21 protein-coding genes are annotated in these 20,998 nt (G+C 65.7%); 7 read left to right on the top strand and 14 right to left on the bottom strand.

Annotation, left to right across the window (positions count from 1 at the left end):
• Positions 1 to 17: 17 nt before the first annotated feature.
• Positions 18 to 995, top strand: a complete 978-nt coding sequence (locus tag V6N07_RS11705) for a type I glyceraldehyde-3-phosphate dehydrogenase (RefSeq protein ID WP_371156484.1) — start codon at positions 18 to 20, stop codon at positions 993 to 995.
• Here V6N07_RS11705 and V6N07_RS11710 read toward each other — a convergent pair.
• The 12 genes from V6N07_RS11710 to V6N07_RS11765 all read right to left on the bottom strand — a co-directional run bounded on the left by V6N07_RS11710 (position 979) and on the right by V6N07_RS11765 (position 12,791).
• Entirely contained in the window at positions 979 to 2,895 is a 1,917-nt protein-coding gene (locus tag V6N07_RS11710; protein WP_371156485.1) for a beta-galactosidase, read from the bottom strand. The genes V6N07_RS11705 and V6N07_RS11710 overlap by 17 nt on opposite strands.
• Positions 2,892 to 3,752 (bottom strand): SMP-30/gluconolactonase/LRE family protein, encoded by an 861-nt coding sequence (locus tag V6N07_RS11715; protein ID WP_371156486.1) that lies wholly within the window; start codon positions 3,750 to 3,752, stop codon positions 2,892 to 2,894. Before V6N07_RS11715 ends, V6N07_RS11710 begins: the two co-directional genes overlap by 4 nt.
• Positions 3,749 to 4,372, bottom strand: a complete 624-nt coding sequence (locus V6N07_RS11720; protein ID WP_371156487.1) for a 2-dehydro-3-deoxy-6-phosphogalactonate aldolase — start codon at positions 4,370 to 4,372, stop codon at positions 3,749 to 3,751. Before V6N07_RS11720 ends, V6N07_RS11715 begins: the two co-directional genes overlap by 4 nt.
• Entirely contained in the window at positions 4,369 to 5,250 is an 882-nt protein-coding gene (locus V6N07_RS11725) for a 2-dehydro-3-deoxygalactonokinase (RefSeq protein ID WP_371156488.1), read from the bottom strand. Before V6N07_RS11725 ends, V6N07_RS11720 begins: the two co-directional genes overlap by 4 nt.
• A gap of 1 nt (position 5,251) precedes the next feature.
• Positions 5,252 to 6,034: an SDR family NAD(P)-dependent oxidoreductase gene (locus V6N07_RS11730; RefSeq protein ID WP_371156489.1), complete on the bottom strand. Its 783-nt coding sequence runs from the start codon at positions 6,032 to 6,034 to the stop codon at positions 5,252 to 5,254.
• 202 nt (positions 6,035 to 6,236) lie between these two features.
• Complete coding sequence (locus tag V6N07_RS11735) at positions 6,237 to 8,279, bottom strand: alpha-galactosidase (RefSeq protein WP_371156815.1); 2,043 nt, start codon at positions 8,277 to 8,279, stop codon at positions 6,237 to 6,239.
• Positions 8,280 to 8,443: 164 nt separating this feature from the next.
• Complete coding sequence (locus tag V6N07_RS11740; protein WP_371156490.1) at positions 8,444 to 9,292, bottom strand: carbohydrate ABC transporter permease; 849 nt, start codon at positions 9,290 to 9,292, stop codon at positions 8,444 to 8,446.
• Between the two features lies 1 nt (position 9,293).
• The gene (locus tag V6N07_RS11745; protein ID WP_371156491.1) at positions 9,294 to 9,665 is read right to left on the bottom strand and encodes an MmcQ/YjbR family DNA-binding protein; all 372 of its coding nucleotides are present in this window, start codon (positions 9,663 to 9,665) and stop codon (positions 9,294 to 9,296) included.
• Positions 9,662 to 10,597, bottom strand: a complete 936-nt coding sequence (locus V6N07_RS11750; protein ID WP_371156492.1) for a carbohydrate ABC transporter permease — start codon at positions 10,595 to 10,597, stop codon at positions 9,662 to 9,664. Before V6N07_RS11750 ends, V6N07_RS11745 begins: the two co-directional genes overlap by 4 nt.
• The gene (locus V6N07_RS11755; protein ID WP_371156493.1) at positions 10,594 to 10,827 is read right to left on the bottom strand and encodes a hypothetical protein; all 234 of its coding nucleotides are present in this window, start codon (positions 10,825 to 10,827) and stop codon (positions 10,594 to 10,596) included. Before V6N07_RS11755 ends, V6N07_RS11750 begins: the two co-directional genes overlap by 4 nt.
• A 125-nt stretch (positions 10,828 to 10,952) precedes the next feature.
• Positions 10,953 to 11,402, bottom strand: a complete 450-nt coding sequence (locus V6N07_RS11760; RefSeq protein WP_371156494.1) for a hypothetical protein — start codon at positions 11,400 to 11,402, stop codon at positions 10,953 to 10,955.
• A 141-nt stretch (positions 11,403 to 11,543) separates the two neighbouring features.
• Positions 11,544 to 12,791 (bottom strand): ABC transporter substrate-binding protein, encoded by a 1,248-nt coding sequence (locus V6N07_RS11765; RefSeq protein ID WP_371156495.1) that lies wholly within the window; start codon positions 12,789 to 12,791, stop codon positions 11,544 to 11,546.
• A 147-nt stretch (positions 12,792 to 12,938) separates the two neighbouring features.
• On the opposite strand from V6N07_RS11765, the gene V6N07_RS11770 reads away from it, so the two are divergent.
• From V6N07_RS11770 to dctP, 6 genes are all read left to right on the top strand, one after another.
• On the top strand, positions 12,939 to 13,733 hold the full coding sequence (locus V6N07_RS11770) for an IclR family transcriptional regulator (RefSeq protein WP_371156496.1): 795 nt from the start codon (positions 12,939 to 12,941) through the stop codon (positions 13,731 to 13,733).
• Between the two features lie 11 nt (positions 13,734 to 13,744).
• Entirely contained in the window at positions 13,745 to 14,800 is a 1,056-nt protein-coding gene (locus V6N07_RS11775; protein ID WP_371156497.1) for an ABC transporter ATP-binding protein, read from the top strand.
• A 187-nt stretch (positions 14,801 to 14,987) separates the two neighbouring features.
• Complete coding sequence (locus tag V6N07_RS11780; protein ID WP_371156498.1) at positions 14,988 to 15,749, top strand: DeoR/GlpR family DNA-binding transcription regulator; 762 nt, start codon at positions 14,988 to 14,990, stop codon at positions 15,747 to 15,749.
• 117 nt (positions 15,750 to 15,866) lie between these two features.
• Positions 15,867 to 16,445, top strand: a complete 579-nt coding sequence (locus V6N07_RS11785; RefSeq protein ID WP_371156499.1) for a TRAP transporter small permease — start codon at positions 15,867 to 15,869, stop codon at positions 16,443 to 16,445.
• A 1-nt stretch (position 16,446) separates the two neighbouring features.
• Positions 16,447 to 17,739, top strand: coding sequence for a TRAP transporter large permease (locus V6N07_RS11790; protein WP_371156500.1), 1,293 nt, complete (start codon positions 16,447 to 16,449; stop codon positions 17,737 to 17,739).
• 29 nt (positions 17,740 to 17,768) lie between these two features.
• The gene (gene dctP / locus V6N07_RS11795) at positions 17,769 to 18,836 is read left to right on the top strand and encodes a TRAP transporter substrate-binding protein DctP (RefSeq protein ID WP_371156501.1); all 1,068 of its coding nucleotides are present in this window, start codon (positions 17,769 to 17,771) and stop codon (positions 18,834 to 18,836) included.
• A gap of 45 nt (positions 18,837 to 18,881) precedes the next feature.
• Here dctP and V6N07_RS11800 read toward each other — a convergent pair whose 3' ends face one another.
• Positions 18,882 to 20,447 (bottom strand): methyl-accepting chemotaxis protein, encoded by a 1,566-nt coding sequence (locus V6N07_RS11800; protein WP_371156502.1) that lies wholly within the window; start codon positions 20,445 to 20,447, stop codon positions 18,882 to 18,884.
• 72 nt (positions 20,448 to 20,519) lie between these two features.
• Positions 20,520 to 20,990 carry a tetratricopeptide repeat protein gene (locus V6N07_RS11805; protein WP_371156503.1) on the bottom strand — a complete coding sequence of 157 codons (471 nt, stop codon included), beginning with the start codon at positions 20,988 to 20,990 and terminating at the stop codon, positions 20,520 to 20,522.
• Positions 20,991 to 20,998: the final 8 nt, after the last annotated feature.

Consider the following 20,998-nt stretch of genomic DNA (forward strand, 5'->3'; position numbering starts at 1 on the left):
CGCGAGGGGGCATTGCCATGAAGGTTCTGATCAACGGGTTCGGGCGCATCGGACGGTCCATCCTGCGGGCGCATCTCGCGGGGGCGGGGCCACAGATGGAGGTGGTGGGGATCAACGACATAGCCCCCCCGGAAACCTGCGCCTACCTGTTCAAGTATGACAGCGTCTTCGGACCTTGGCCCGATCCCGTTTCGGCAAGCGACGGCACGCTGTCCATCGGATCACGGCACATTCCGATCCATCGGACCCCGGACCTGCGCAGCCTGTCGCTCGGCGGCATCGATCTGGTCATGGAATGCACGGGCAGAACGGAAAACCGCCCCGAGGCAGAGCGTGGCCTGTTGGCCGGCGCAGGCAAGGTTCTGATGTCCGGCCCGTCAGGCGTGGCGGATGCAACGATCGTACTGGGCGCCAACGACGCGATGCTGGACGCGCGCCATCGGGTCGTTTCCAACGCGTCCTGCACGACGAACGCGGTTGCGCCACTCCTCGCGGTGCTGGACCGCGCGTTCGGGGTGGCGTCGGGCAGCATGACGACCATCCATTGCTACACCGGCAGCCAACCGACGGTCGACATGCCGATGGGCGGCGCGCCACAGCGCAGCCGCGCCGCCGCCCTGTCGATGGTGCCCACCACGACCAGCGCCGGACGCCTTGTGGATCAGGTCCTGCCGCACCTTGCGGGTCGCATCCCGTGTCAGTCGGTGCGCGTGCCGGTGGCCAGCGTTTCGGCGGTGGATCTTGTCTTTCAGCCCGGCCGACCCACCACACCGGAGGAGGTCAACGCCGTCCTGGCCGCCGCCGGCGGGGTGATCGGTGTCGAGATGGCGCCTGTCGTGTCGTCCGACCTGCGCGGGCGCAGCGAAAGCCTTATCCAGATGCCCGCGGAAACCCGCGCGGCGACAGGGGGGCTGATCCGGGTTTTCGGCTGGTATGACAACGAATGGGGGTTTGCCAACCGGATGATCGATCTTGGCCTCAGGATGGCAGGCTGAGGCGCAGAACACCGGCTGCGGGCACGGTTTGGCCCTCATAGGTCCGTGGCTCGGCGGCATAGTTGAACACGAACCGTTCAGCCCCCGTATCCCGAATGCGCAGGCCATCGGGCAGATCCGTGATGGCGATGCCCGCCTCGATTGCCAGATCGCGCAGGATCCGGCGTGCGGCGGTGGTGTCCGGCCAACCGGCCAGATGGACGCGGTTGCCCCGGCGAAACAGCGTCGGGGTTCCGTCGGTGGTCATCTCACCGCTGTCCTCGGGGCTGTCGATGTGTTCCAGCCATTTGCCGATCGCGCCGCCCTTGGCAAGGGGGCGGGCCCCCTGCGGCGGCAGGCTCTCCTCCATCACCGAAGTCAGGTCCAGGCCCGGAATATCCGGGCCCATAGGCGATTTGAACGCGATCTGATCGGTCTTGAGGTCGGTGCGGGGGCCCGTCACGACCATCCCGTCGGCCGCCGCGATTCCGCCGCGCAGCGGATCGGTCAGCGTCAGCAACCCCGGGACGAGCGTCATCCTGTAGCCGCTCAGCGTGGCGGTATCCGGCGGCAGGATATCAACTGACAGGCCAAGCGACCGCAGGGCGCGATACAGATCGAAGCACAGCGCGAAATAGTCGAAATCGGCGCCTTGGGGTTGAACCTCCCACGCCCATTGCGAGACATAGTCGAACACAAGGGCCACGGGGGCCTGCACCGGGGCGACATCGGGTGCGTCTGCCAGTTCTGCGGCAACTTCGGCGGCTTCGACAAAGCCGCGCGCAGGCTGGGAATCGGGTCGTAACAGGCCGGCGTGTTGCTGTTCCTGCGCAAAGGGCGCCTGTCGCCAGCGGAACCAGGCAACCGTCTCCGCACCATGTGCGAAGGCCTCCCATGACCACAGGCGAACCATGCCGGGCAGGGGGGCCGGGTTCCACGGGGCCCAGTTCACGGGGCCCGGCTGCTGCTCCATCACCCACCAGCGGGCGTCGCCCCCACCTGCACCACAGGCGGCAACCGCGCGGTACAGATCATGGTGGAAGGCCTGAAAATCGGGGTCCCCCTGACGCAGATAGGCGGTCTTGTCCCCGTCCGGCACGCGGTCCAGCAGAAACCCCATGGGATAGCTGTCCCATGTCGCGATCTCCATGTCCGCCCCAAGGGCGAAATGATCGAACTCCAGCACGCGGCCCATGTAGTTGTGAGAAATCGGCGCATCCGAATGGGCGCGGATCGCGGCGATCTGGTCGCGGTTCCACCGCTGCACTTCCTCGCTGGCGAAGCGGCGGAAGGCGAGGACATGGGCCGGGTTCGGCTCCGTCACCGTGAGGTTGGGCAGATCGACCTGATCGAAGGCGTCGTATTCCATGGACCAGAACACGTTGGACCAGGCGGCATTCAGGGCTTCGGGTGTCTGATACCTGTGGCGCAGCCAGTCACGGAAAGCGCGGCGCGCATTGTCGGAATAGCTGACGATGGTGTCATGGCAGCCGTATTCGTTGTCGGTCTGCCACGCGGCGACCCTGTCGCCATACCTAGCGGCCATCAGCCCCGCCATATGCGCGGCGTCGGCGCGGTATCCCGCATGGCTGAAGCAATAGTGCCGCCGCGATCCGAAACCGCGTTCGCGTCCTTCGGCATCCACCGCAAGCATGTCGGGATGACGGTCCAGCATCCAGCGCGGGGGCGTGGCCGACGGCGTGCCCATCACGATGCGCAGACCCGCACCGGTCAACACATCGACCGCCCGGTCCAGCCAGCCCCAGTCGTAGTGTCCGGGCGTCGGTTCCAGACGTGACCAGGCGAACTCGCCGATCCGCACCCACGTCAGGCCCAGATCGACCATGCGGCGTGCGTCTTCGGCCCAGATATCCTCGGGCCAGTGTTCGGGATAGTAACAGGTTCCCAGCGTTCGCTTCACAGCACGACCTTTCTTTCCGCCTGACCGGCAATCCCGGCATCGGCGATCCATGTCTGGCCTGCGCCGGGCTGATGCCGCAACGCGTCGGGACCAAGATCGCCGATGGCCGAGGTGATGAACATCTGTCTCAGGTCGTCGCCGCCGAACGCGGGACAGGTCACCTGTGACGCCCCGCAGGTCACCGCGCCGAGGAATTGACCATCGGGCGCATGACAGGCGACGCGCCACACGCCCCATTGCGCGATCCAGAGGTTGCCTTCAGCGTCGCAAACCGCCCCATCCGGGTTTATGCCGACGCCGGAATAATCGATCAGAACCTCGGGCTTGCCCGAGGGCCAGCCGGCGCGGTCGATGTGCTGTTTCCAGATGATGCCGGTGGGCGTGTCGGCGAAATAGGCCCACATCCCGTCGGGGGAAAAACAGATCGCGTTGGGGATGGTGATGTCCTGGAAAAGCTTGCGGACTTCACCCCGGAAATAGCGATAGATCGCGCCCGCCCCCGGTTCGGCCTGCCACCCCATCGTGCCGATCCAGAAGCCGCCGACCGGGTCCGCTCGGCCGTCGTTGGACCGGGTGCCCGGCGTGTCCGCTTCGAGCGGGCAAATGCGGATGCGTGTGCCAGTTGGAATGTCGAACTTCCAGAATCCCGTCTCGCCCGCGACCAACAGCGTATCATCGTCGACCCAGCCTGCCGCGCTGACGGCTTCGTCCCAGGCCCAAGACATCTGTTCCGCGCCCTGGCGGCTGTGCAGCTGACGACCGGTGATGTCGAACCAGAACAACTGCTTGCGTGTCGGGTGCCACAACGCGCCTTCGCCCAGGGCGCAGGCGCGCGTGTCGTGGATCTGCGCGATCATGCGCCCGGCGCCGCACCCGTTGCGGCATCATATGCGGCGACGATGGCGCGGGCGCGTCCACCGATGTCGTCGACCGACAGGCCGGGGGTGTAGCAGGCGGTGCCAAGGCCAAAACCGCTGGCCCCCGCGGCCAGCCAGTCCGCGAAATTGTCCGGACCCGCGCCGCCGACCGCATAGACCTGCGCCGTCGGGGGAAGGATCGCCCGCATCGCCTTGAGGCCGGACGGGCCGGCCATCGATCCGGGGAAAAGCTTTAGGCCCGTGGCCCCGGCCTTCAGCGCCGCGAAAGCCTCGGTCGGGGTGAAAACCCCCGGCCAGCTTTCAAGGCCAAGGTCGCGGGTGGCGGCGATCACCTTAGCGTCCGCATTGGGCGAGACGACGATGCGGCCTCCGGCCTCGGCCACGGCGGTGACCTCGGACACGGTCAGGACGGTGCCCGCCCCGATCAAGGCCTCGTCGCCGTGGGCATCGACCATCGCCGCGATGGACCGCAATGGCTCCGGCGAGTTCAGCGGCACCTCGATCGTGGTGATGCCGGCTTCGATCAGTGCGGCACAGGCGGGAACGGCCTCTGCGGGGGTGATCCCGCGCAGGATGGCGATCAGGGGACGTGCGGTCATATCTTGTCCTTTGCGGAACGGAGCCCGGCCAGCGTCATGTCGGCGGCCGGATGGATGCGTGGGCGCACGCCTTGCGCGCGAAGTGCAGAGGCATAGGCCCGCGTCGTCTTGTCGGCCCCCGTGATCACCACATCCCGGCCCAGCCACCAGGGCCGCGTTGCCGCGAGTTCGGCGCCGATCAACAGGCCGGACAGCACCGATCGTGCCTGCGTCGCGGATTGCCCGTGCAACAGGTCGGCGGCGCGCAGTTCGAACAGCCGGGCGGTCAGGGTTTCCGGACGCGACAGGGCATCCGACACGGCCTCCAGAAACGGTCCCTCGTCCCAGCCGTCACCGGACAGGGAATGCCGCAGGACGGTCTGGCCTGCGATGGTGGCGAAAAGCTCTCCTGTCATGACGGTGCGAAAGCTGACGATTTCCCCGGCGCTGATATGCGCCCATTTCGTATGCGTGCCCGGCAGGCAGGCCACACCGTCGAAGTCCTTTTCGGTCAGCAGGATTCCCGCGATCTGAGTCTCCTCCCCGCGCATGACATCCGCATGGGGCGACAACTGGCGAACACCCGGCACGATGCGCACCTCCAGACGGCGATCATGCGTCAGCACGGGGATCATCCGCCCGGTGACAGGCGGGCAGGGCGTGGTGGCATAGGGCGCTTCGGCCCAGCCCTGGCGCGCACCGACCATTCCGCAGGCGACGACAGGCATGGGCCCATCCAGCCAATCCTCGACGAGGGCAAGCAGGGCCGGTTCGAACCCGTCGCGGGCAAGGGTGTTCATGCCATCACCGCTGCTGCGGGTATCAAGCGGGTGCGCCCCATCCATGAGGGTGACCCGCAGGGCTGTGGTGCCCCAATCGACGGCGATCCAAGTGCTCATGTCAGCCTGTTACCACGACACCGCCATCCACCACCATGGCCTGTCCGGTCATCATTTTCGACGCGGTCGAGGACAGGAAAAGCGTAGGATTGACAATGTCTTGTGGGGCGAGGTGATCCTTGAGGCAGGCACGATCCAGATGCGCGGCCAGGCTGTCGGGATCGGCCCATTGCTCCAGTTGCTTGGCCGTCAGCACCCAGCCGGGGGCCAGCGCGTTGACGCGGATGCGGTCGGGGCCGAATTCGCGCGCAAGGCTGCGCGTCATGGCGGTGATCGCGCCGTTCGCGGCAGTGTAGGCCGGGTAGCCTGCGTTCCCCATCATGTAGCTGATCGAGGAGAAGTTGACGATGTGGCCCTCGCCCGCCTGTTGCATCTGACGGATCGCGTGCTGGCAGGCGAAGAAGTAGGCCTTGAGGTTGATCGACTGGGACCAGTCCCAGAATTTTTCGTCTACGTCCAATGTCTTGTGCCGCTGATCGTTGGCCGCGTTGTTGACGAGGCGGGTGATCGGGCCGTGCGCCTGTTCGGCGCGGTCCATGGCGGCGCGCAGGGCGGAGATGTCGGTGATGTCGCCCTGGATGAACAGGGGGCGGTTGCCGGTTTCGGCCTCCATCCGGTCGACGAAGGCGGTGGCGTCGGAGCGGCCGATGAAGGCGACTTTGGCGCCCTGACGCAGAAACCCTTCGGTCAGCGCGGCGCCGATGCCGGAGCCGCCGCCGGTGATGAAGACGGATGCGTTTTCAAGGTCGGGATAGGTGGGAGAGGTCATGGGCAGGCCCTGCATATTTGAGGGGTGATCGAGGGGTGACGGGGGGGTGATCTGCGTCATACGCGATCCATGCATGGTCGGGGGCGAAATGCCGATGATCGGTGCGCCCGTGTGGGGGCGGGGAGGGGGCGCTGCCCCCGCGCCTGACGGCGCCCCCCGATGTATTTTCGGCCAGAGGAAGGGGCGACCGCGCCTGTCGATATGTGCGCGGGCGGGATCACAGGCGCGTCCCTTCCAGCACCCACATCGTTTCCGGGAAGTGCCACGGCAGCGTGACGCCCTGATGCATCAGCCATGCGCCCGAAACCTCGATCGGCCCGGTCTTGAGGATCGGGGTGCCACGGCTCAGACCCGGTGCGGTGTCGCGGTTGATCAACTCCACGCGGTAGGTTGCGTCCGGCTCCAGCGAGGTGAAGCGCAAGGTGCGGGGGCTGATCTGGGCGGAGGTCGCCGCTTTGCCGGCGAAGACCACGAAGCGGGAGCCGTCGCGCGCCTGTTGCTGCTCGGCGAGGACGGCGGGGTCCGGGCTGTCCAGCAGGTGAATGTCGGCGTGGTGCATCCAGTCGCGGTTCCGCTTCCACCAGGCGGTCACTTCGGTCAGGACCGCCGCCTCATGATCCGTCAGTTCGCGGGGGTCCATCTCGAACCCCATGTGGCGCTGGGCGGCGACCCAGGCGCGCATGGAGATGTCGATGGTGCGCCCCGACGTGTGGCAGCGGCGGGGGCCGACGTGGCTGCCGGTGACGGCGAGGGGCAGGAACAGCGCGGCGTCGTGCTGGATGCGCAGCCGTTCCAGCGCGTCGTTGCTGTCGGACAGCCAGACGCGTTGTGTGCGCCCCAGGATGCCGAAATCGATGCGCCCCCCGCCGGAGGCGCAGCTTTCGATTTCCACCCCCGGAAAGTCGGCGCGCAGCCGGTCGATCAGCGCGTAGGAGCCGCGGGTCTGATCCGCGTCGGGCATCGGCAGGACGCGGTTGTGATCCCACTTGATGTAATCGACGTCATGGGCCGACAGGATCGCGGCCATGCGGTCGTAGATGAAATCGCGCACCTCGGGCAGGGCCATGTTCAGGGCCTTCTGCTGTCGGCCCAATGTCTGATCTTCGGACCCGAGGGCCCAGTCGGGGTGGGCGCGGTGGATATCGCTGTCGGGGTTGATCATCTCCGGCTCGAACCAGATGCCGAAGGTCATGCCCTGTGCATGGACATGGTCGATCAGGGGGCCGAGGCCGTCTGGATACTTGCGCGCATCCACCGTCCAGTCCGACAGGGAGCGCGTGTCGTCGTCGCGCATACCGAACCAGCCGTCGTCGAGGACGAAGCGTTCGGCGCCCAGTTCGGCGGCGCGGGTGGCAATGTCGGTCAGGACAGGCAACTTGTGGTCGAAATAGACCGCCTCCCAACAATTGTAGTGGACGGGGCGCGGCGTGTCCGGTTTCGGCCATGTGACGATGCGGTCGCGGACGTGGCGTTGGAACGACGTCGCGCAGCCGTTCAGGCCCGTCTGGGAATAGGTCGCATAAAGCGTGGCGGATTCGAAGCGGGTGCCCGGCGATTGTTCAGACCGGCCGACGTGGCCCCATTGCACCTGTCGCCGTCCGTCGGGCAATTCCTCGGCGACCATGCGGTGACCGCCGGACCAGCCGTAGTGGAAGCCATAGGCCTCGCCTTGGGTATTGGTAGCGCCGAAGCAGGGGATCAGCAGGCCGGGAAAATGTTCGTGGCCCGTGCGGCCCGTGCGGTTTTCGCGCGTGCGGATTCCGGGGGACCATGCGGTGCGGTTGAGCTGGAATTCGCCGCACCAGCGGCCCGAGACGTCGATCATCTCGGCCGATTGCTGCGGTGCGGGCAGGACCGGGGCGGCCAGCCAGTGCAGGTGCACGGGGCGCGTCGCGGTCAGCACCGTCTTGGCGGTGATGATGCGCGTCGAGGGATCGGGCCGCAGCAGGAACGTCAGCGTCAGGCCCGCCGCGTCATCCGCATAGGTCAGCGACAGGCCGTCGGAGGTGTCTTCACCCGCATAGCAGAATTTGGGCAGCAGCGGCGTGCCATCCCCGTCGCGCAGGATCAGGCCCGGCTGGCCGGGGAAGGAGCGGACCGCCTCGGGGCAGAGGCTGAGGTCCGGGTTGGCGTCGAGCATCCCGCCCGTCACGTCGATGGCATGGGCCGCGTGCAGTGTGTCGAGGTCGGCGCCCATCGGCAGGGGCGCGCCCCAATAGACGACCTGCGGCAGCCGGTCGCCGGTCGCGGCCAGCACCATCGTCTGACGCGCGCCGGTGTCGGGGTGGGCGTCGTCCAGCCGCCAGGTGCGCGACGCGGCGGCGACGGGGGCGGTGGTTTTGCCAAGGGGCAGGGCCGACGCGGCGGGCGTGTCGGAAATTCGGTCGTGGGGCATGGCGGGCGTTCCGGGTCTTGCGGTTCGGGTTACTTCACGGCGCCGAGGGTCAGGCCCGCGATGAAGTGTTTCTGCATCAGGAAGAACATGGCGACGGGCGGCAGGGCGGCGACGATGCTGCCCGCGCTCATCAGGTGATAAGCAGCACGGTATTGCGAGTTGAAGGCCGTGATGCCTGCCGTGACCGGCTGGCTGTCGGGGCCCTGGGTCAGGACGATGGCCCAGAAGTAATCGTTCCAGATGAAGGTGAAGATCAGCACGGCCAATGCGGCGATGGCGGGCTTCATCAGGGGCAGGACCACGAACCAGAAGATGCGCCATTCGGCAACGCCCTCGACCCGCGCCGCCTCGATCAGGGGATAGGGCAGGGCGCGGATGAAGTTGCGCATGAACAGGGTGCAGAACCCCGTCTGGAACGCGATGTGGAACAGGATCAGGCCGGTCTTCGTGTCATAGAGGTTCATGGAGATCGTCAGGTCGCGCACCGGCACCATCAGGATCTGGAAGGGCACGAAGTTGCCCGCGATGAACATGAAGAAGATCAGAAGGTTGCCCTTGAACTTGTAGATGCCGAGGGCAAAGCCGGTCATGCAGGACAGGGCCACCGTGCCGATCACCGTCGGGATGGTGATGAACAGCGAGTTCAGCAGATAGCGTGGCATGTCGCTTTCGAAAAACACCTTGCCGTAGTTTTCCAGCAGGTTGAACGACGATGGCATGCCCCAGTAGTTGCCGTTGGTGAAATCGCTGTCGGGCCTGATCGAGAACACCATCACGGCGATCAGCGGCAGCAGCCACAGGATCAGCGCGATGGGCAGGATGGCCTGATAGGTCAGCTGCCACTGGCGGGAGGTCTTGGCGATCGGGGTCGGGAACATCTCAGAGCGCCTCTCGCGTGGTCCGGGGAAGGGTGGCCTGGACCTTCTTCGTCAGGCCCTTGCGGATGGTGTCATAGCTGACGGCGATGCGGTGGGCCGCCTCGTCCGTGTCAAGGTTGGCCAGGTCAAGCCGGACCCAGGCGCCGCGGAAATAGGCGGGTTTGCCGGCGGCGGCTGTCTCGATCAGCATCCGGGCGGTTTCCGTGTCGGTGACCCGCACGACGACGTGGTCGGTGTTGTCGGCGCGGGTGTCGACGTGCCCGAAACAGGCGAACATCTTGCCGCCAATCTTCCACGCATCCAGCTCGCCCGGGCCGGACAGGACGGCGCCGGGGTGGGGTGCGCAAAGGCTGTCGAACTCGGCGCGGGTCATCGGCCCACCCGTTCTTCGCGGTACATCGACCACAGGAAGTAGGCGATGAAGCACAGCATGATCAGGAACAGGACCACCGCGATGGCAGCACCATACCCCATGCGGAAGCCGAATTCGGCCAACGCCTTCTCGAACATGTAGAAAGACAGCACGCGGGTGGAGCCGAAGGGCCCGCCGTTCGTCATGATCGAGATCAGGTCGAAGGAGCGCAGGGCGCCGATGATGGTGACCACGAAGGCGATGAAGGTGGCCGGTTTCAGCTGCGGGATGATGACGTACCACAGCATCTTGTGGCCCTTGGCGCCATCGAGGCGCGCGGCCTCTACCTGTTCGGGATCCACCGCGTTCAGGCCGGTGAGGTAGAGGATCATGCAATAGGCCGTCTGCGGCCAGAGGCCCGCGGCGATGATGCCATAGGTCGCCATGTCCGGGTCGCCGAGGATATTGATCGGACCCGCGCCGAAAAGGGCCAGAAAGGCGTTCAGCAGGCCCTCGCGCGGCAGGTAGAACCACGAGAACACGAGGCCGACGACGACTTGGCTGATGACGAAGGGAAAGAAGAACAGCGATTTATACAGGCGGATGCCCGTGACCGTCTGGTTGAGGAACAGCGCGATGGCCAGCCCGAGGGGAATGGCCAGCAGATACAGCAGCAGCCATTTGGCGTTGTTCCAGAAGCTGATCTCGAACGCGCGGTCCGTGGCCAGCTCGCGGTAGTTGCCAAGGCCGATATAGGTCGCCTCGCCCAGCCCGTCCCAGCGGTAGAGCGAGATGTTGAACGACTGGAAGATCGGGATGATGACATAGACCGCAAAGAACAGCAGGCCCGGTGCAAGGAACAGCCACGGCGTGACCCGGATCTCGTTGCGGCGATACCAGCTGCGGGTGTCGGGCCGGATGCTGCTTTGCGGCAGGGCGGGGGATGCGGTCATGCGGATGCCTCCGGCATTGGTAGGCCAAACTTCAAATGTTGTTGAAGGCTTTCAAAGTAATCGCGATGCAAATGAGCCTCGTGGAGTAGATCATCGGCGCCATCATTTTCGGCGGGTAGATCTGTGTAGCGCTCAAAAAGGTTCAATGCCTTTTCAGCTATGGCAATCCCCATTTGAACGCTTTCAAGAAAACTTTCGCGGGCTGAATCAGACATTTCGGAGCCGGTCATGGGGGCAATCTCCGTCTCACATATCAAACGCATGTTTCGGATGTTTGTGGGCGGACCTGCCTCAATCATTTGCGTTCTCCCCAAGCGTTTCCGCGGCATAAAAAATGGATTCGTCTGTTTTTCGGTTAGCAGGTCAGGGCGGCGAGCGCTGCGCCCGACCCGGTCAGATGAATGGGGCGTGTCTCGGTCGGCATGTCGAAGCGCGCGGTGTTGCCCCCGGCCAGTGCGGAGATGACCTCCGCCGGGACGGTGACGCCGTGCAGGGCCATCACCCCGGTGCGGGCGTCGGGGGCGCCCCGCCCCTCCAGCCGCCAGGTGCGGCCGTCGACGGACAGATCGACTGTGCCGCGTTGATCGGCGGCGATGGGATAGGCGCTGATGACGCGCAGTTCGGGACCGGCCGCCGTGCAGATGAGGCGGAAGAACCCCTCCTGCGGTGCGTCGCAGGGGCCGAGCGCGGCCTCTGTGCCGCTGCCCCACCAAAGGGAGCCGTCGACGCAGGTGCCGCGCACGTCCTGTGCCAGGAGGGGCGTGGCCAGCAAAAGGGCGCAGAGGGCGGCGAAAAGGCGGGTCATGTCGGGGTCTCCTGATCCGGCACATGCGGATGGCGGGGCCATGCGGATGGGTCGGGGTGAGGGCGGCGGCGGGGTGACCCCCGCCCGACGGAAGGGCGGGGGTCGGTAGATGGTAGGGCGGGGTTAACCCCGCCGTCCCGATCAGTTGGCGTAGACGCGCTGCCGGGTCTGTTCCAGACGCTGCAGGATGTCCTCGAGGTTGTCGGGGAAGACCATGAATTCCTGCAGGCCTTCCATGCCGGCGGCGGCCATCTCGGCCGGGAAATCCCGGTCGAAGAACTGCGCGATGCCGCCGGTCGCATTCTCGGACAGCATCTCGAAGCCCTGGTTCAGGAACTCGTCGTCATCCACCGAGGAGTTGGCGTTGACCGGAAGCTGGCCGAGGGCGTCGCCCGCGTTGATCTTGGTCTGCACGTCCGCCGAGACGACGAACTTGAGGAACTCGCGTGCGGCGTCCTTGTTGGTGGCACCCGCCGGGATGTGGAAGGTGTCGGTCGGGGCGTCTTCGCCCATTTCGACGTCCGGGTTGATGACGGGGAACTGGTAGAAGTCCAGCTGATCGTCGGACAGGCCACCTTCGCGCAGCGGGGCCACGGCGAAGTTGCCCATCAGGTAGGCCGCCGCTTCGCCGTTGAGCATGAAGGGCAGCGCCTCCTGCCAGCTATAGTTCTGATGGTCGTCGATGAAGGCGCCCATGTCGATCAGCTCGCGCCAGTTGGCGAAGGTCTGACGCACACGCTCGTCCGTCCATTCCACTTCGCCCTGGGCCAATGCCATGTGGAAGTCGAAGCCGTTGGTGCGCATGTTCATGTAGTCGAACCAGCCGCCCGCGGTCCAAAGGAACTTGGTGCCGATGGTGTAGCACTTGACGCCGTTGTCGAGCAGGACCTGGCAGTTGGCCTTTTCCTCTTCCCAGGTCGTCGGCTCGGTCAGACCGTATTCGGCGAAGATGTCCTCGCGGTAGTAGATGCCCCACTGGTAGTAGGTATAGGGCACGCCCCACTGCTTGTCGTCGATGGTCAGCGCGCCCTTGACGGCGTCGAGGCCCTCGATCTCGGCCCAGACGTCGGACACGTCTTCCAGCAGGCCCGCGTTGACATAGGGCCCCATGCGGTTGGCCGCGTACCAGTTGATGACGTCGGGCGGGTTCGCCGTCAGGGAGTTGCGGATCTGGGTCTTCCAGGCCTCACGGTCCACGACCTCAAGTTCGATCGACAGGTCCGGGTGCATCGCGCCGAAATCGGCGACAAGACCCTCCATCACCGCGCGGGGGGCAGGATTGGACATGTCGGACACGATCTTCAGATCGCCGGACAGGGCGTGACCGTCGGCGAACGCCGCGCCCGTCATGATGGTGGTGGCGGCAAGAGCCGTCAGAATGGATCGCATGATTACCTCCCAGTTGCGTCCAGGGAAACTCGGACTCTGTGGCCCTAAAGTTCCAAATAATGAAACCGAGTTTCTTATATTGAAAACTGTCTCTTTTTCCGCCTATCCTGTCAACAAGGCATTTGAGACGGGGAGGCTCATTTGAACATGCAGCGGGAAGGAAGCGACGGGACCGTCGGCAAGGCGTTGGACGTGCTCGACAGGGTCGCCGCCCATGGTCGGCCGGTCCGCTTTGCGGAACTGCTGGAGGCCGCGCCCTTTCCCAAGGCGACCCTGTATCGCCTGCTGCAGACGCTGACCAATCAGGGCATGCTGATCTTCGAGCCGGACCGCGGAACCTATGCGCCCGGCATGCGCCTCGTCCGGATGGCCCATGCGGCATGGGCGCAATCCAGCCTTGCGCCAATCGCGCGTGATCACCTCGATGCGCTCAGCCGGGCGGTGGGCGAGACGGTCCACCTGGCTCAGCTCGACGGCGCGCAGGTGCTGTATGTCGACAAGCGCAATGCCGAGGCGCCGTTGCCGATGTATTCGGATGCCGGAAAGGTCGGCCCGGCCTATTGCACCGGCGTCGGCAAGGCGATGCTGGCATGGCTGCCGGAAGCGGACCTCGACCCCATCCTTGCCCAGCAAAGCTGGCACCGGTTCACCGACACGACGCTGACCTCGCCCGAGGCGATGCGCGCGGAGCTGGAGGACATCCGTCGCACCGGCCATGCCCTCGACCGGCAGGAACATGAACCCGGCATCCATTGCATCGCCATGCCGATCCTGTCGCAGGGCGGCCGCGTTCAAGGCGCCGTTTCGGTCACGTCCTCCACCGCACGCGGGTCGCTGGACGAGATGATGCGACATCTGCCGCATCTGCAGGATGCGGTCACCAAGATCGCCGGAGATCTGCGCGACTGGCGCTTTCCGGATAAACAGCACACCCCGGGGTAGAAGGACAGAACATGGCAGGCGTAGAGCTTTCGAACGTCATCAAGCGGTATGGCGACGTGCAGGTGATCCATGGCATCGACCTTGGGATCGAAGAGGGCGAATTCTGTGTCTTCGTCGGCCCCTCGGGCTGCGGCAAGTCCACCCTGTTGCGCATGATCGCAGGGCTGGAGGAGACGACCGGCGGGCAGATCACAATCGGCGACCGGGACGTGACGCGCGAGGACCCGTCACAGCGCGGCGTGGCAATGGTGTTTCAGACCTACGCGCTCTACCCGCACATGACGGTGGCGGAAAACATGGGGTTCGGCCTGAAGATGAACGGCCACCCCAAGGCGGAAATCACGGAAAAGGTCGCCGAGGCGTCGCGCATCCTCAAGCTCGACACCTATCTCAAACGCAAGCCAGCCGCCCTGTCGGGCGGTCAGCGGCAGCGGGTCGCCATCGGGCGGGCCATCGTGCGCGGGCCGGAGGTCTTCCTGTTCGATGAGCCGTTGTCGAACCTCGACGCGGAACTGCGCGTCGAGATGCGGGTGGAGATCGCGCGCCTGCACAAGGAAATCGGCGCGACCATGATCTACGTCACCCACGATCAGGTCGAGGCGATGACCATGGCCGACAAGATCGTCGTCCTGCGCGACGGGCGTATCGAACAGGTCGGCGCGCCGCTCGATCTGTATCGTGATCCGGACAACCGGTTCGTCGCGGGTTTCATCGGATCGCCGTCCATGAACTTCCTGACCGGGGTCGTCCGCGGCGGGGCGGTCGAGGTGCCCGCGCTGGGGTTGACGGTGGCACCCGCTGTCACGTTGCCCTCCGAAGGTTCCGACGTCATCGTGGGCTTGCGCCCCGAGCATCTTGTCGTCGGGGCGGGCGATGCGCTGACCGTGGATCTGACCGAAGCGCTGGGCGGTGTGTCCTATGCCTACCTGTCGTCGGCGACGGGTGAAAAGCTGATCGTCGAGGAGCGTGGCGATTTGCGGTCCTCGGAAGGCGATCGCGTTGGCCTGACGATCGAGGACAGGCGCGTGATGTTGTTCGATCCCCGGACCGAAGCGCGCCTGCGCTGACGACGGACGGGGCACTGCCCCCGCCCGTCGCGTTTCCGGCACGCAGCTGACCCCGCCGAGGCATTTCAGGCCAAAGGAGGGGGCCGCACCCCCCGATTGCGTGACGCCTGAAACGAACCACGGCGAACGAAACACTTTCGTTTCTTTCGAAATGCTGACAGCCTGCCCCCGGAGGGGGAGGGCCGGCATGCTGACGCAGCGCCAGCAAAAGATACTGACGCTGATCGAGGCGACGTCGCGCGTGCGCGTCGACGACCTGGCGGATCGGTTCGCCACGTCGCCCCAGACCATCCGCAAGGATCTGCAGGTCCTGTCCGCCCTGCACCATGTCGTGCGGTTTCACGGCGGCGCGACCCTTGTCGGGGACAGCGCCTATTCCACCCCGGCCGAGCGGGAGACGGAGGCCGTGGCGGCCAAGCGCGCGATCGGGGCGGCCGTCGCCGCCCGCCTGCCGCAGCGTGGGGCCATGTTCCTGAACGCGGGCACGACGACATTGCGCGCGGCGCGCATGCTTGCGGCCGCACATAACCTGCGGGTGATCGTGGACAACGTCGATGTCGCTGCTGAATTACGGTCTTTTCAGGGTCTTGAGGTGATCGTCCCTGGCGGGCCCGTGCGCCCCGGCGATGGCGCGATCCTCGGGGGCGAGGCCGTCGACTACATCCGGCAGTTCCGTCCCGATCATGCGGTGATCGGGGCCGCCGCCGTGTCGGAGGACGGGGTCCTTCTGGACTACGACATGGCCGAGGTGCAGGTGTGCCGCGCAATGATCGCCCATGCGCGCCACGTCATCCTGGCGGTGGACGGCAGCAAGTTCAGCCGCAACGCCCCCGTGTGTTTCGGCACCCTTTCGGATGTTCATACCCTTGTGACAGACGCCTCTGCGCCCGCTTGGGTCGCGCCGCTCTGCTCCTCCTGCGGGGTTGAATTGGTCATCGCACCGTCATGAACAAGGGGTAAATCAGCCTTGACAGGTCATTTTGGTTGCGACCAGATCGAAACCAGCGCGCTCGCATTCCGAAAGTCATGCTTTTGACCTGACATTGCGCGCGCGAGGGAGGGGACCATGGCCTGGCTTGTGACGGCAGCGACGCTGCTCGGACGGATCAATGCACCCGTGCTGACCCTTGGGCGCGGCATTGGCATCCTGTGCATGGCGTTGATGGTCGTCTTCATCCTCGTGCAGGTGTTCTGGCGCTATGTCCTGTCGAACCCGTTGCCCTGGCCCGAGGAGGCGGCGCGGTTCCTGATGCTGTGGCTGATGGTGGTGGCGCCGACCGCGTTGCGGCGCGGGGGGTTCGTGGCGATCGACATGATCCAGCTGGCCCTGCCGCGGCAGATCGGCGGGGTGCTGACCCTGATCCTGATGGTGCTGTCCTTGTCCGTCCTCGTCGTCGCGGTGCAGATCGGCTGGTCCGAGGTCACCGGCTTTTCGGGCCGGTTCAAGTCGTCCTCGCTCTATTATCCGACGGGCGACGGCTGGGTGAAGATGCCGCGCAGCTGGATGATGGCGTCCCTTCTGGTGGGGGTGATCATGATGACCTCGGTCATGGTCGAGCTGATCCTGCGCCAGTTGGCGGTGCTGGCCGGGCGGGGCGATGACCTGCCGGTGATCCCGTATACCGCGACCGTCGGGGCCGAATAGGATGCTGGTCTGGTTCCTGCCCCTGTTCCTGTTGTTGCTGATGGTCGGCCTGCCGGTGTTCTTCGCGCTGTTGGCGGCGCCGGGGGTCATCCTGTGGCTGAATGGCGATGCCTCTGATTTCGTGCTGCTGTATCGCAATACCTACAACGGGATGGACAGCTTTCCGCTGATGGCGATCCCGTTCTTCATGCTGGCCGGAGAGATGATGAACCGGGGCGGCATCACCATGCGGCTGGTCGAGTTCAGCCAGGCGCTGGTCGGGCATTTCCGCGCCGGGCTGGCGCAGGTGAACATCCTGTCGTCGATGCTGTTCGCGGGGCTTTCGGGGTCTGCGGTGGCCGACACCTCGGCGCTCGGCTCCATGTTGATCCCGGCGATGGAGAAGGAGGGCTATACCCGCCGCTTCGCCGCCGCCGTGACGGCCGCGTCCTCGGTCATCGGGCCGATCATTCCGCCTTCGGGGATCATGATCATCTACGCCTACGTGATGGAGCAGTCGGTCGCCGCGCTGTTCCTTGCGGGGATCCTGCCCGGCGTGCTGGTGGGCGCGGGCCTGATGACGGTGACCAACGTGATGGCCCGCCGCAACCCCGGTGGCTTTCCGGAGCTGAAGCGCCGCGCGACATGGCCCGAGAAGGGGCGCGCGTCGCTCAAGGCGTTCTTTCCGCTGCTGACGCCGGTGATCATTCTGGGCGGCATCCTCGGCGGTATCTTCACCCCGACCGAAGCCTCGGCGGTGGCCGTGGCCTACGCGGCGGTCGTGTCGCTGTTCATCCTGCGGGAGATGTCGTGGCGCGACCTGCCGGACGTGCTGGGCAAGGCGGCGCTGATCTCGGCCGTCGTGCTGTTGCTGGTGGGGGCGGCGCTGGCGTTCAAGACGGTGGTGGCCCTGTCCCATGCGCCGGAGGCTTTGGCCGAGCTGATCCTGTCGCTGTCGTCCAATCCGCTGGTCCTGCTGCTGTTGATCAACCTCTTGCTGTTCATCGTGGGCATGTTCCTCGACGCGGGGCCGGCGATCATCATCCTCGGGCCGATCCTCGGGCCGATCTTCACTTCGCTGGGCGTGGACCCGGTGCATTTCGCCATCATCATGTCCGTGAACCTGACCGTGGGCCTGGCCACGCCGCCCATGGGGCTGGTGCTGTTCGTCGCCTCCAGCGTGTCGGGGGAACGGGTCGAGACCATCGCCCGTGCGATCCTGCCGTTCCTAGCGGTCGAGATCGCGGTGATCTTCCTGATCACCTACGTGCCCGCGATATCGCTGGCCCTGCCGCGGTTCTTCGGGTTCCTTTGAAACACCGGTCCAATAGGGAGAGAGACCAAATGAAACTCAAGTCACTGCTGACCTCCGCCGCGCTGGCCGCGGCTGTCGCGCTGCCCAGCGTCGCAGCCGCCGACGGGCATGCGATCAACATCCGCGCAACCGCCAATTCCAACGAGAATGACGAGGATTATGACGGCCTCGTGGTCTTCAAGAACTACGTCGAGAACGCGTCGAACGGGGCGATCACGGTCGAGCTGTTCATCGGCACGCAGTTGTGCGGCAACGGCGCCGAATGTCTGCAGGGCGTGGCCGACGGGTCGATCGACGTCTTCGTGACCACGTCGGGCGGGGCCGCAGGCATCTTCCCCTATGTGCAGATCTTCGACCTGCCCTACCTGATGGCCGACGACCGCATCGCGGAAGAGGTGCTGACCGCCACGCCGCTGGTGTCGCAGCTGCGCGCAGCCGCGCTGGAGGATTCGGGCGACACGATCCGCATCATGACCATCGGCAACACCGGCGGCTGGCGCAACTTCGCCAACACCGTCCGCCCGATCAAGGAGCCGTCCGACATGGAGGGTCTGAAGATCCGCACCGTGGTGGCCGACCTGCCTCAGGAACTGGTGCGTGCGCTCGGCGCCTCGCCGACGCCGATCCCGTGGCCGGAGCTGTTCACCTCGTTCCAGACGGGCGTGGTCGAAGGGTCGAAGAACGGCATCACCGACATCATGGGCATGAAGTTCCCGGATGCGGGCCTGCAATATGTCACGCTGGACGGGCATGCCTACATGGCGGCCGTCTGGGTCATGAACAACCAGAAGTTCCAGGAGATGGACGACGACATGAAGCGCGTCATCGTCGACGGGTTCAGTGCGTTGCAACAGGCGACCTTCGCCAGCCCCAAGCGCAAGTCGATCAGCGCCTACGAGGAGTTCGTGGCCGGTGGCGGCAACCTCTATGTGCCGACCCCCGAGCAGAAGCAGGCGTTCCAGGATGCGGCGGCGCCCGTCTATGACTGGTTCGCGGCGAACGTGGATGGTGGCGAGGAGATGCTGGAAAACTTCCGTGCCGCGATTGCCACCGCCGAAGAGGCAGTCAACGCGCGTCGGGATGCCGAGCTGAACTGAACCGAACCGGGCGCGCAGATCTTTTGCGCGCCTTTCCCGGCGGGGTCACGCGACCCGCACGCCCTGCGTCCCCGTCGACGGCGCGGATGCCGCGTCTTCGTCCGCCGCCGGGATTTCGAAACTCGCGACAAGGTCTGTCAGGCTGAGTGTTGCCCCGGCCAGATCGCGTGAAACCCTGACCCCCGTTTTGGAAGCCTCGACATTGCGCTCCACCATTCCTGACAACGCGGCGACCGTCGTCTCGACCAGATCGAACCTGCGGGCCTGTGTTTCGTTGGCGTCGATGATCGTGTCGAATACCCGTCGCATGCCGTCCATGCCCGTGGTCAGCCGGGTCAGGATGTCATGGGTCGTGGCGGTGCTGCTTTGGCCCGCGGCGACGCGGCTGGCATTGTCGGCGGCCAGTTGGCGGATATCGGCCGCGCCTGCCGTGACCTTGGTCGCAAGGGCCCGCACCTCGGTCGCGACGACGGCAAAGCCGCGCCCCGCCTCGCCTGCGCGCGCGGCTTCGACGGCGGCGTTCAGCGACAGAAGATGGGTCTGGTGCGCTATCGTATCGATCAGTTCCGCGATCCGCTGGACGGCCGTGCTTCCCTCTTCGATCTCGGACATGGTGGCGGCGATACGTGCAATGCCCTCGACGGCCTCCCGGACCTCGGCGCTGATGCCGTCGAGGGCGGTCTGCGCCTCGCCGGCGGCGGCGCGATTGCCATCCAGCGCATCCCGCATCCCACCGGCACGATCCGTCAGGACGGCAATGTTCTCGCGTGATACCGTGGCACGCTCGGCCAGGTGCGTTGCCTCGCCGTCCACGGCTTCGGCCATCGTCGAGATGTCCTGCGCCGCCTTGCTGATGCGGGTCAGCAGGTCGGCCATGGCATCCACGGAAATGGCGATGTTCGTCTGCAGGGCCGCGAAGTCGCCCGCAAATGTCCCATGCATCCGTGCCCCGAGACGTCCCTGCGCCAGATCGTCGAGCGCCACCATCGCGGACTTCAGGCCCGTGCCGAGGGTTTCCATGAGGCTGTTGAGTTCGGCCCCGATGGCGGCAAGGGCCGGGTCGTCGAAATCGGTTTCGACCCTGTGGGACAGGTCGCCTTCGCGTGCGCCGCGCAGAACCGCGTTCAACGATCCGCTCAGTTGCGATTCGAGGGCTGACCGCTTGCGCGCCGCCGCTTCGGCCTCCAACTCGTCGAAGGCGCGCAGAACGCCCATCAGATCCGCGTTCATCGCTCGCAGGAACGAATGCGCGCCCGTGGCCCCCAGCCCCAGAAACCACGATGTCCGTTGCAGCAGCGATCCCAGCATGAGCGTCTGGAGCCGTTGATGATCCTGCGCGAAGACATCGAACGTCAGGCCGCGCGCCGACATGTCGTGCGCAACTTGGCGCCGCGCCGCAAGGCAGGCGTCGGATTCGGGGTCGCGGAAGCATTCCTCGATCCGCGAAAGGCTCATCTCGATCAGATTGGCGGGGACGTCGGCACGTTCGACACCCAAAGCCTCCGACAGGACGGTCACCACATGTCCTTCGAGGTCGAACAGGCAGATTCGATAAACCTCGGCAAGCGTTTCGGGCTGCTTGGACTTCTTGAACGGGTGGTTCGGCGGCATGTTCGTGCCTCGGGCGACATCAGGACACGTCCGACCTACCGCCAACGTCTGAAGGGCATGTTAATGCCCGCATCACCGGAATGGGTACATCCACACGCGGTAGTCCGCGATCATCTCGTGCGCCTTGGCGATCTCCTCCTCCGTCATCTTCTTGATGACCTCCTCCTGACTGATCGCCGCGTCGGGGTCGCCGCCGATGGCGGACAGGGCATACCACATGTAGGCGCGGATCAGGTCGGGGGCGGGCATCCCGATACCGACCTCGTAATACCAGCCGACGCCGGATTGCGCGCCCGGATGCCCCTTCATCGCGGACCGCAGATACCAGTCGAAGGCGCGGATGGGGTCACGCTCGACGCCGAGGCCCAGGGCATACATCACGCCGATCAACTCCTCCGCGTCCGCGTTGCCGGAACGGGCGGCGGGCCAGAACGCCTCCAGGGCTTCCGCGAAGCGCCCCGCTTCCATCAGGTCGCGGCCGTCTTCGATGTCGGCCAGCGCGGGGGTGGCGGCAAGTGCCAGGATCGCAAGGTATTTCATCATCTCCTCCT

Origin of the sequence: Jannaschia sp. 2305UL9-9 (assembly GCF_041403465.1) — a bacterium.
Lineage (GTDB): Bacteria > Pseudomonadota > Alphaproteobacteria > Rhodobacterales > Rhodobacteraceae > Jannaschia.

Bases quoted from the DNA above. Each gene is read 5' to 3' on its own strand.
- V6N07_RS11715 (WP_371156486.1), bottom strand. From the start codon at position 3,752: ATGATCGCGCAGATCCACGACACGCGCGCCTGCGCCCTGGGCGAAGGC.
- V6N07_RS11785 (WP_371156499.1), top strand. From the start codon at position 15,867: ATGGCCTGGCTTGTGACGGCAGCGACGCTGCTCGGACGGATCAATGCA.
- dctP (WP_371156501.1), top strand. From the start codon at position 17,769: ATGAAACTCAAGTCACTGCTGACCTCCGCCGCGCTGGCCGCGGCTGTC.
- V6N07_RS11770 (WP_371156496.1), top strand. From the start codon at position 12,939: ATGCAGCGGGAAGGAAGCGACGGGACCGTCGGCAAGGCGTTGGACGTG.
- V6N07_RS11790 (WP_371156500.1), top strand. From the start codon at position 16,447: ATGCTGGTCTGGTTCCTGCCCCTGTTCCTGTTGTTGCTGATGGTCGGC.
- V6N07_RS11745 (WP_371156491.1), bottom strand. From the start codon at position 9,665: ATGACCCGCGCCGAGTTCGACAGCCTTTGCGCACCCCACCCCGGCGCC.
- V6N07_RS11780 (WP_371156498.1), top strand. From the start codon at position 14,988: ATGCTGACGCAGCGCCAGCAAAAGATACTGACGCTGATCGAGGCGACG.
- V6N07_RS11755 (WP_371156493.1), bottom strand. From the start codon at position 10,827: ATGACCGGCTCCGAAATGTCTGATTCAGCCCGCGAAAGTTTTCTTGAA.
- V6N07_RS11800 (WP_371156502.1), bottom strand. From the start codon at position 20,447: ATGCCGCCGAACCACCCGTTCAAGAAGTCCAAGCAGCCCGAAACGCTT.
- V6N07_RS11720 (WP_371156487.1), bottom strand. From the start codon at position 4,372: ATGACCGCACGTCCCCTGATCGCCATCCTGCGCGGGATCACCCCCGCA.
- V6N07_RS11725 (WP_371156488.1), bottom strand. From the start codon at position 5,250: ATGAGCACTTGGATCGCCGTCGATTGGGGCACCACAGCCCTGCGGGTC.
- V6N07_RS11730 (WP_371156489.1), bottom strand. From the start codon at position 6,034: ATGCAGGGCCTGCCCATGACCTCTCCCACCTATCCCGACCTTGAAAAC.
- V6N07_RS11750 (WP_371156492.1), bottom strand. From the start codon at position 10,597: ATGACCGCATCCCCCGCCCTGCCGCAAAGCAGCATCCGGCCCGACACC.
- V6N07_RS11760 (WP_371156494.1), bottom strand. From the start codon at position 11,402: ATGACCCGCCTTTTCGCCGCCCTCTGCGCCCTTTTGCTGGCCACGCCC.
- V6N07_RS11740 (WP_371156490.1), bottom strand. From the start codon at position 9,292: ATGTTCCCGACCCCGATCGCCAAGACCTCCCGCCAGTGGCAGCTGACC.
- V6N07_RS11765 (WP_371156495.1), bottom strand. From the start codon at position 12,791: ATGCGATCCATTCTGACGGCTCTTGCCGCCACCACCATCATGACGGGC.
- V6N07_RS11735 (WP_371156815.1), bottom strand. From the start codon at position 8,279: ATGGTGCTGGCCGCGACCGGCGACCGGCTGCCGCAGGTCGTCTATTGG.
- V6N07_RS11805 (WP_371156503.1), bottom strand. From the start codon at position 20,990: ATGATGAAATACCTTGCGATCCTGGCACTTGCCGCCACCCCCGCGCTG.
- V6N07_RS11705 (WP_371156484.1), top strand. From the start codon at position 18: ATGAAGGTTCTGATCAACGGGTTCGGGCGCATCGGACGGTCCATCCTG.
- V6N07_RS11775 (WP_371156497.1), top strand. From the start codon at position 13,745: ATGGCAGGCGTAGAGCTTTCGAACGTCATCAAGCGGTATGGCGACGTG.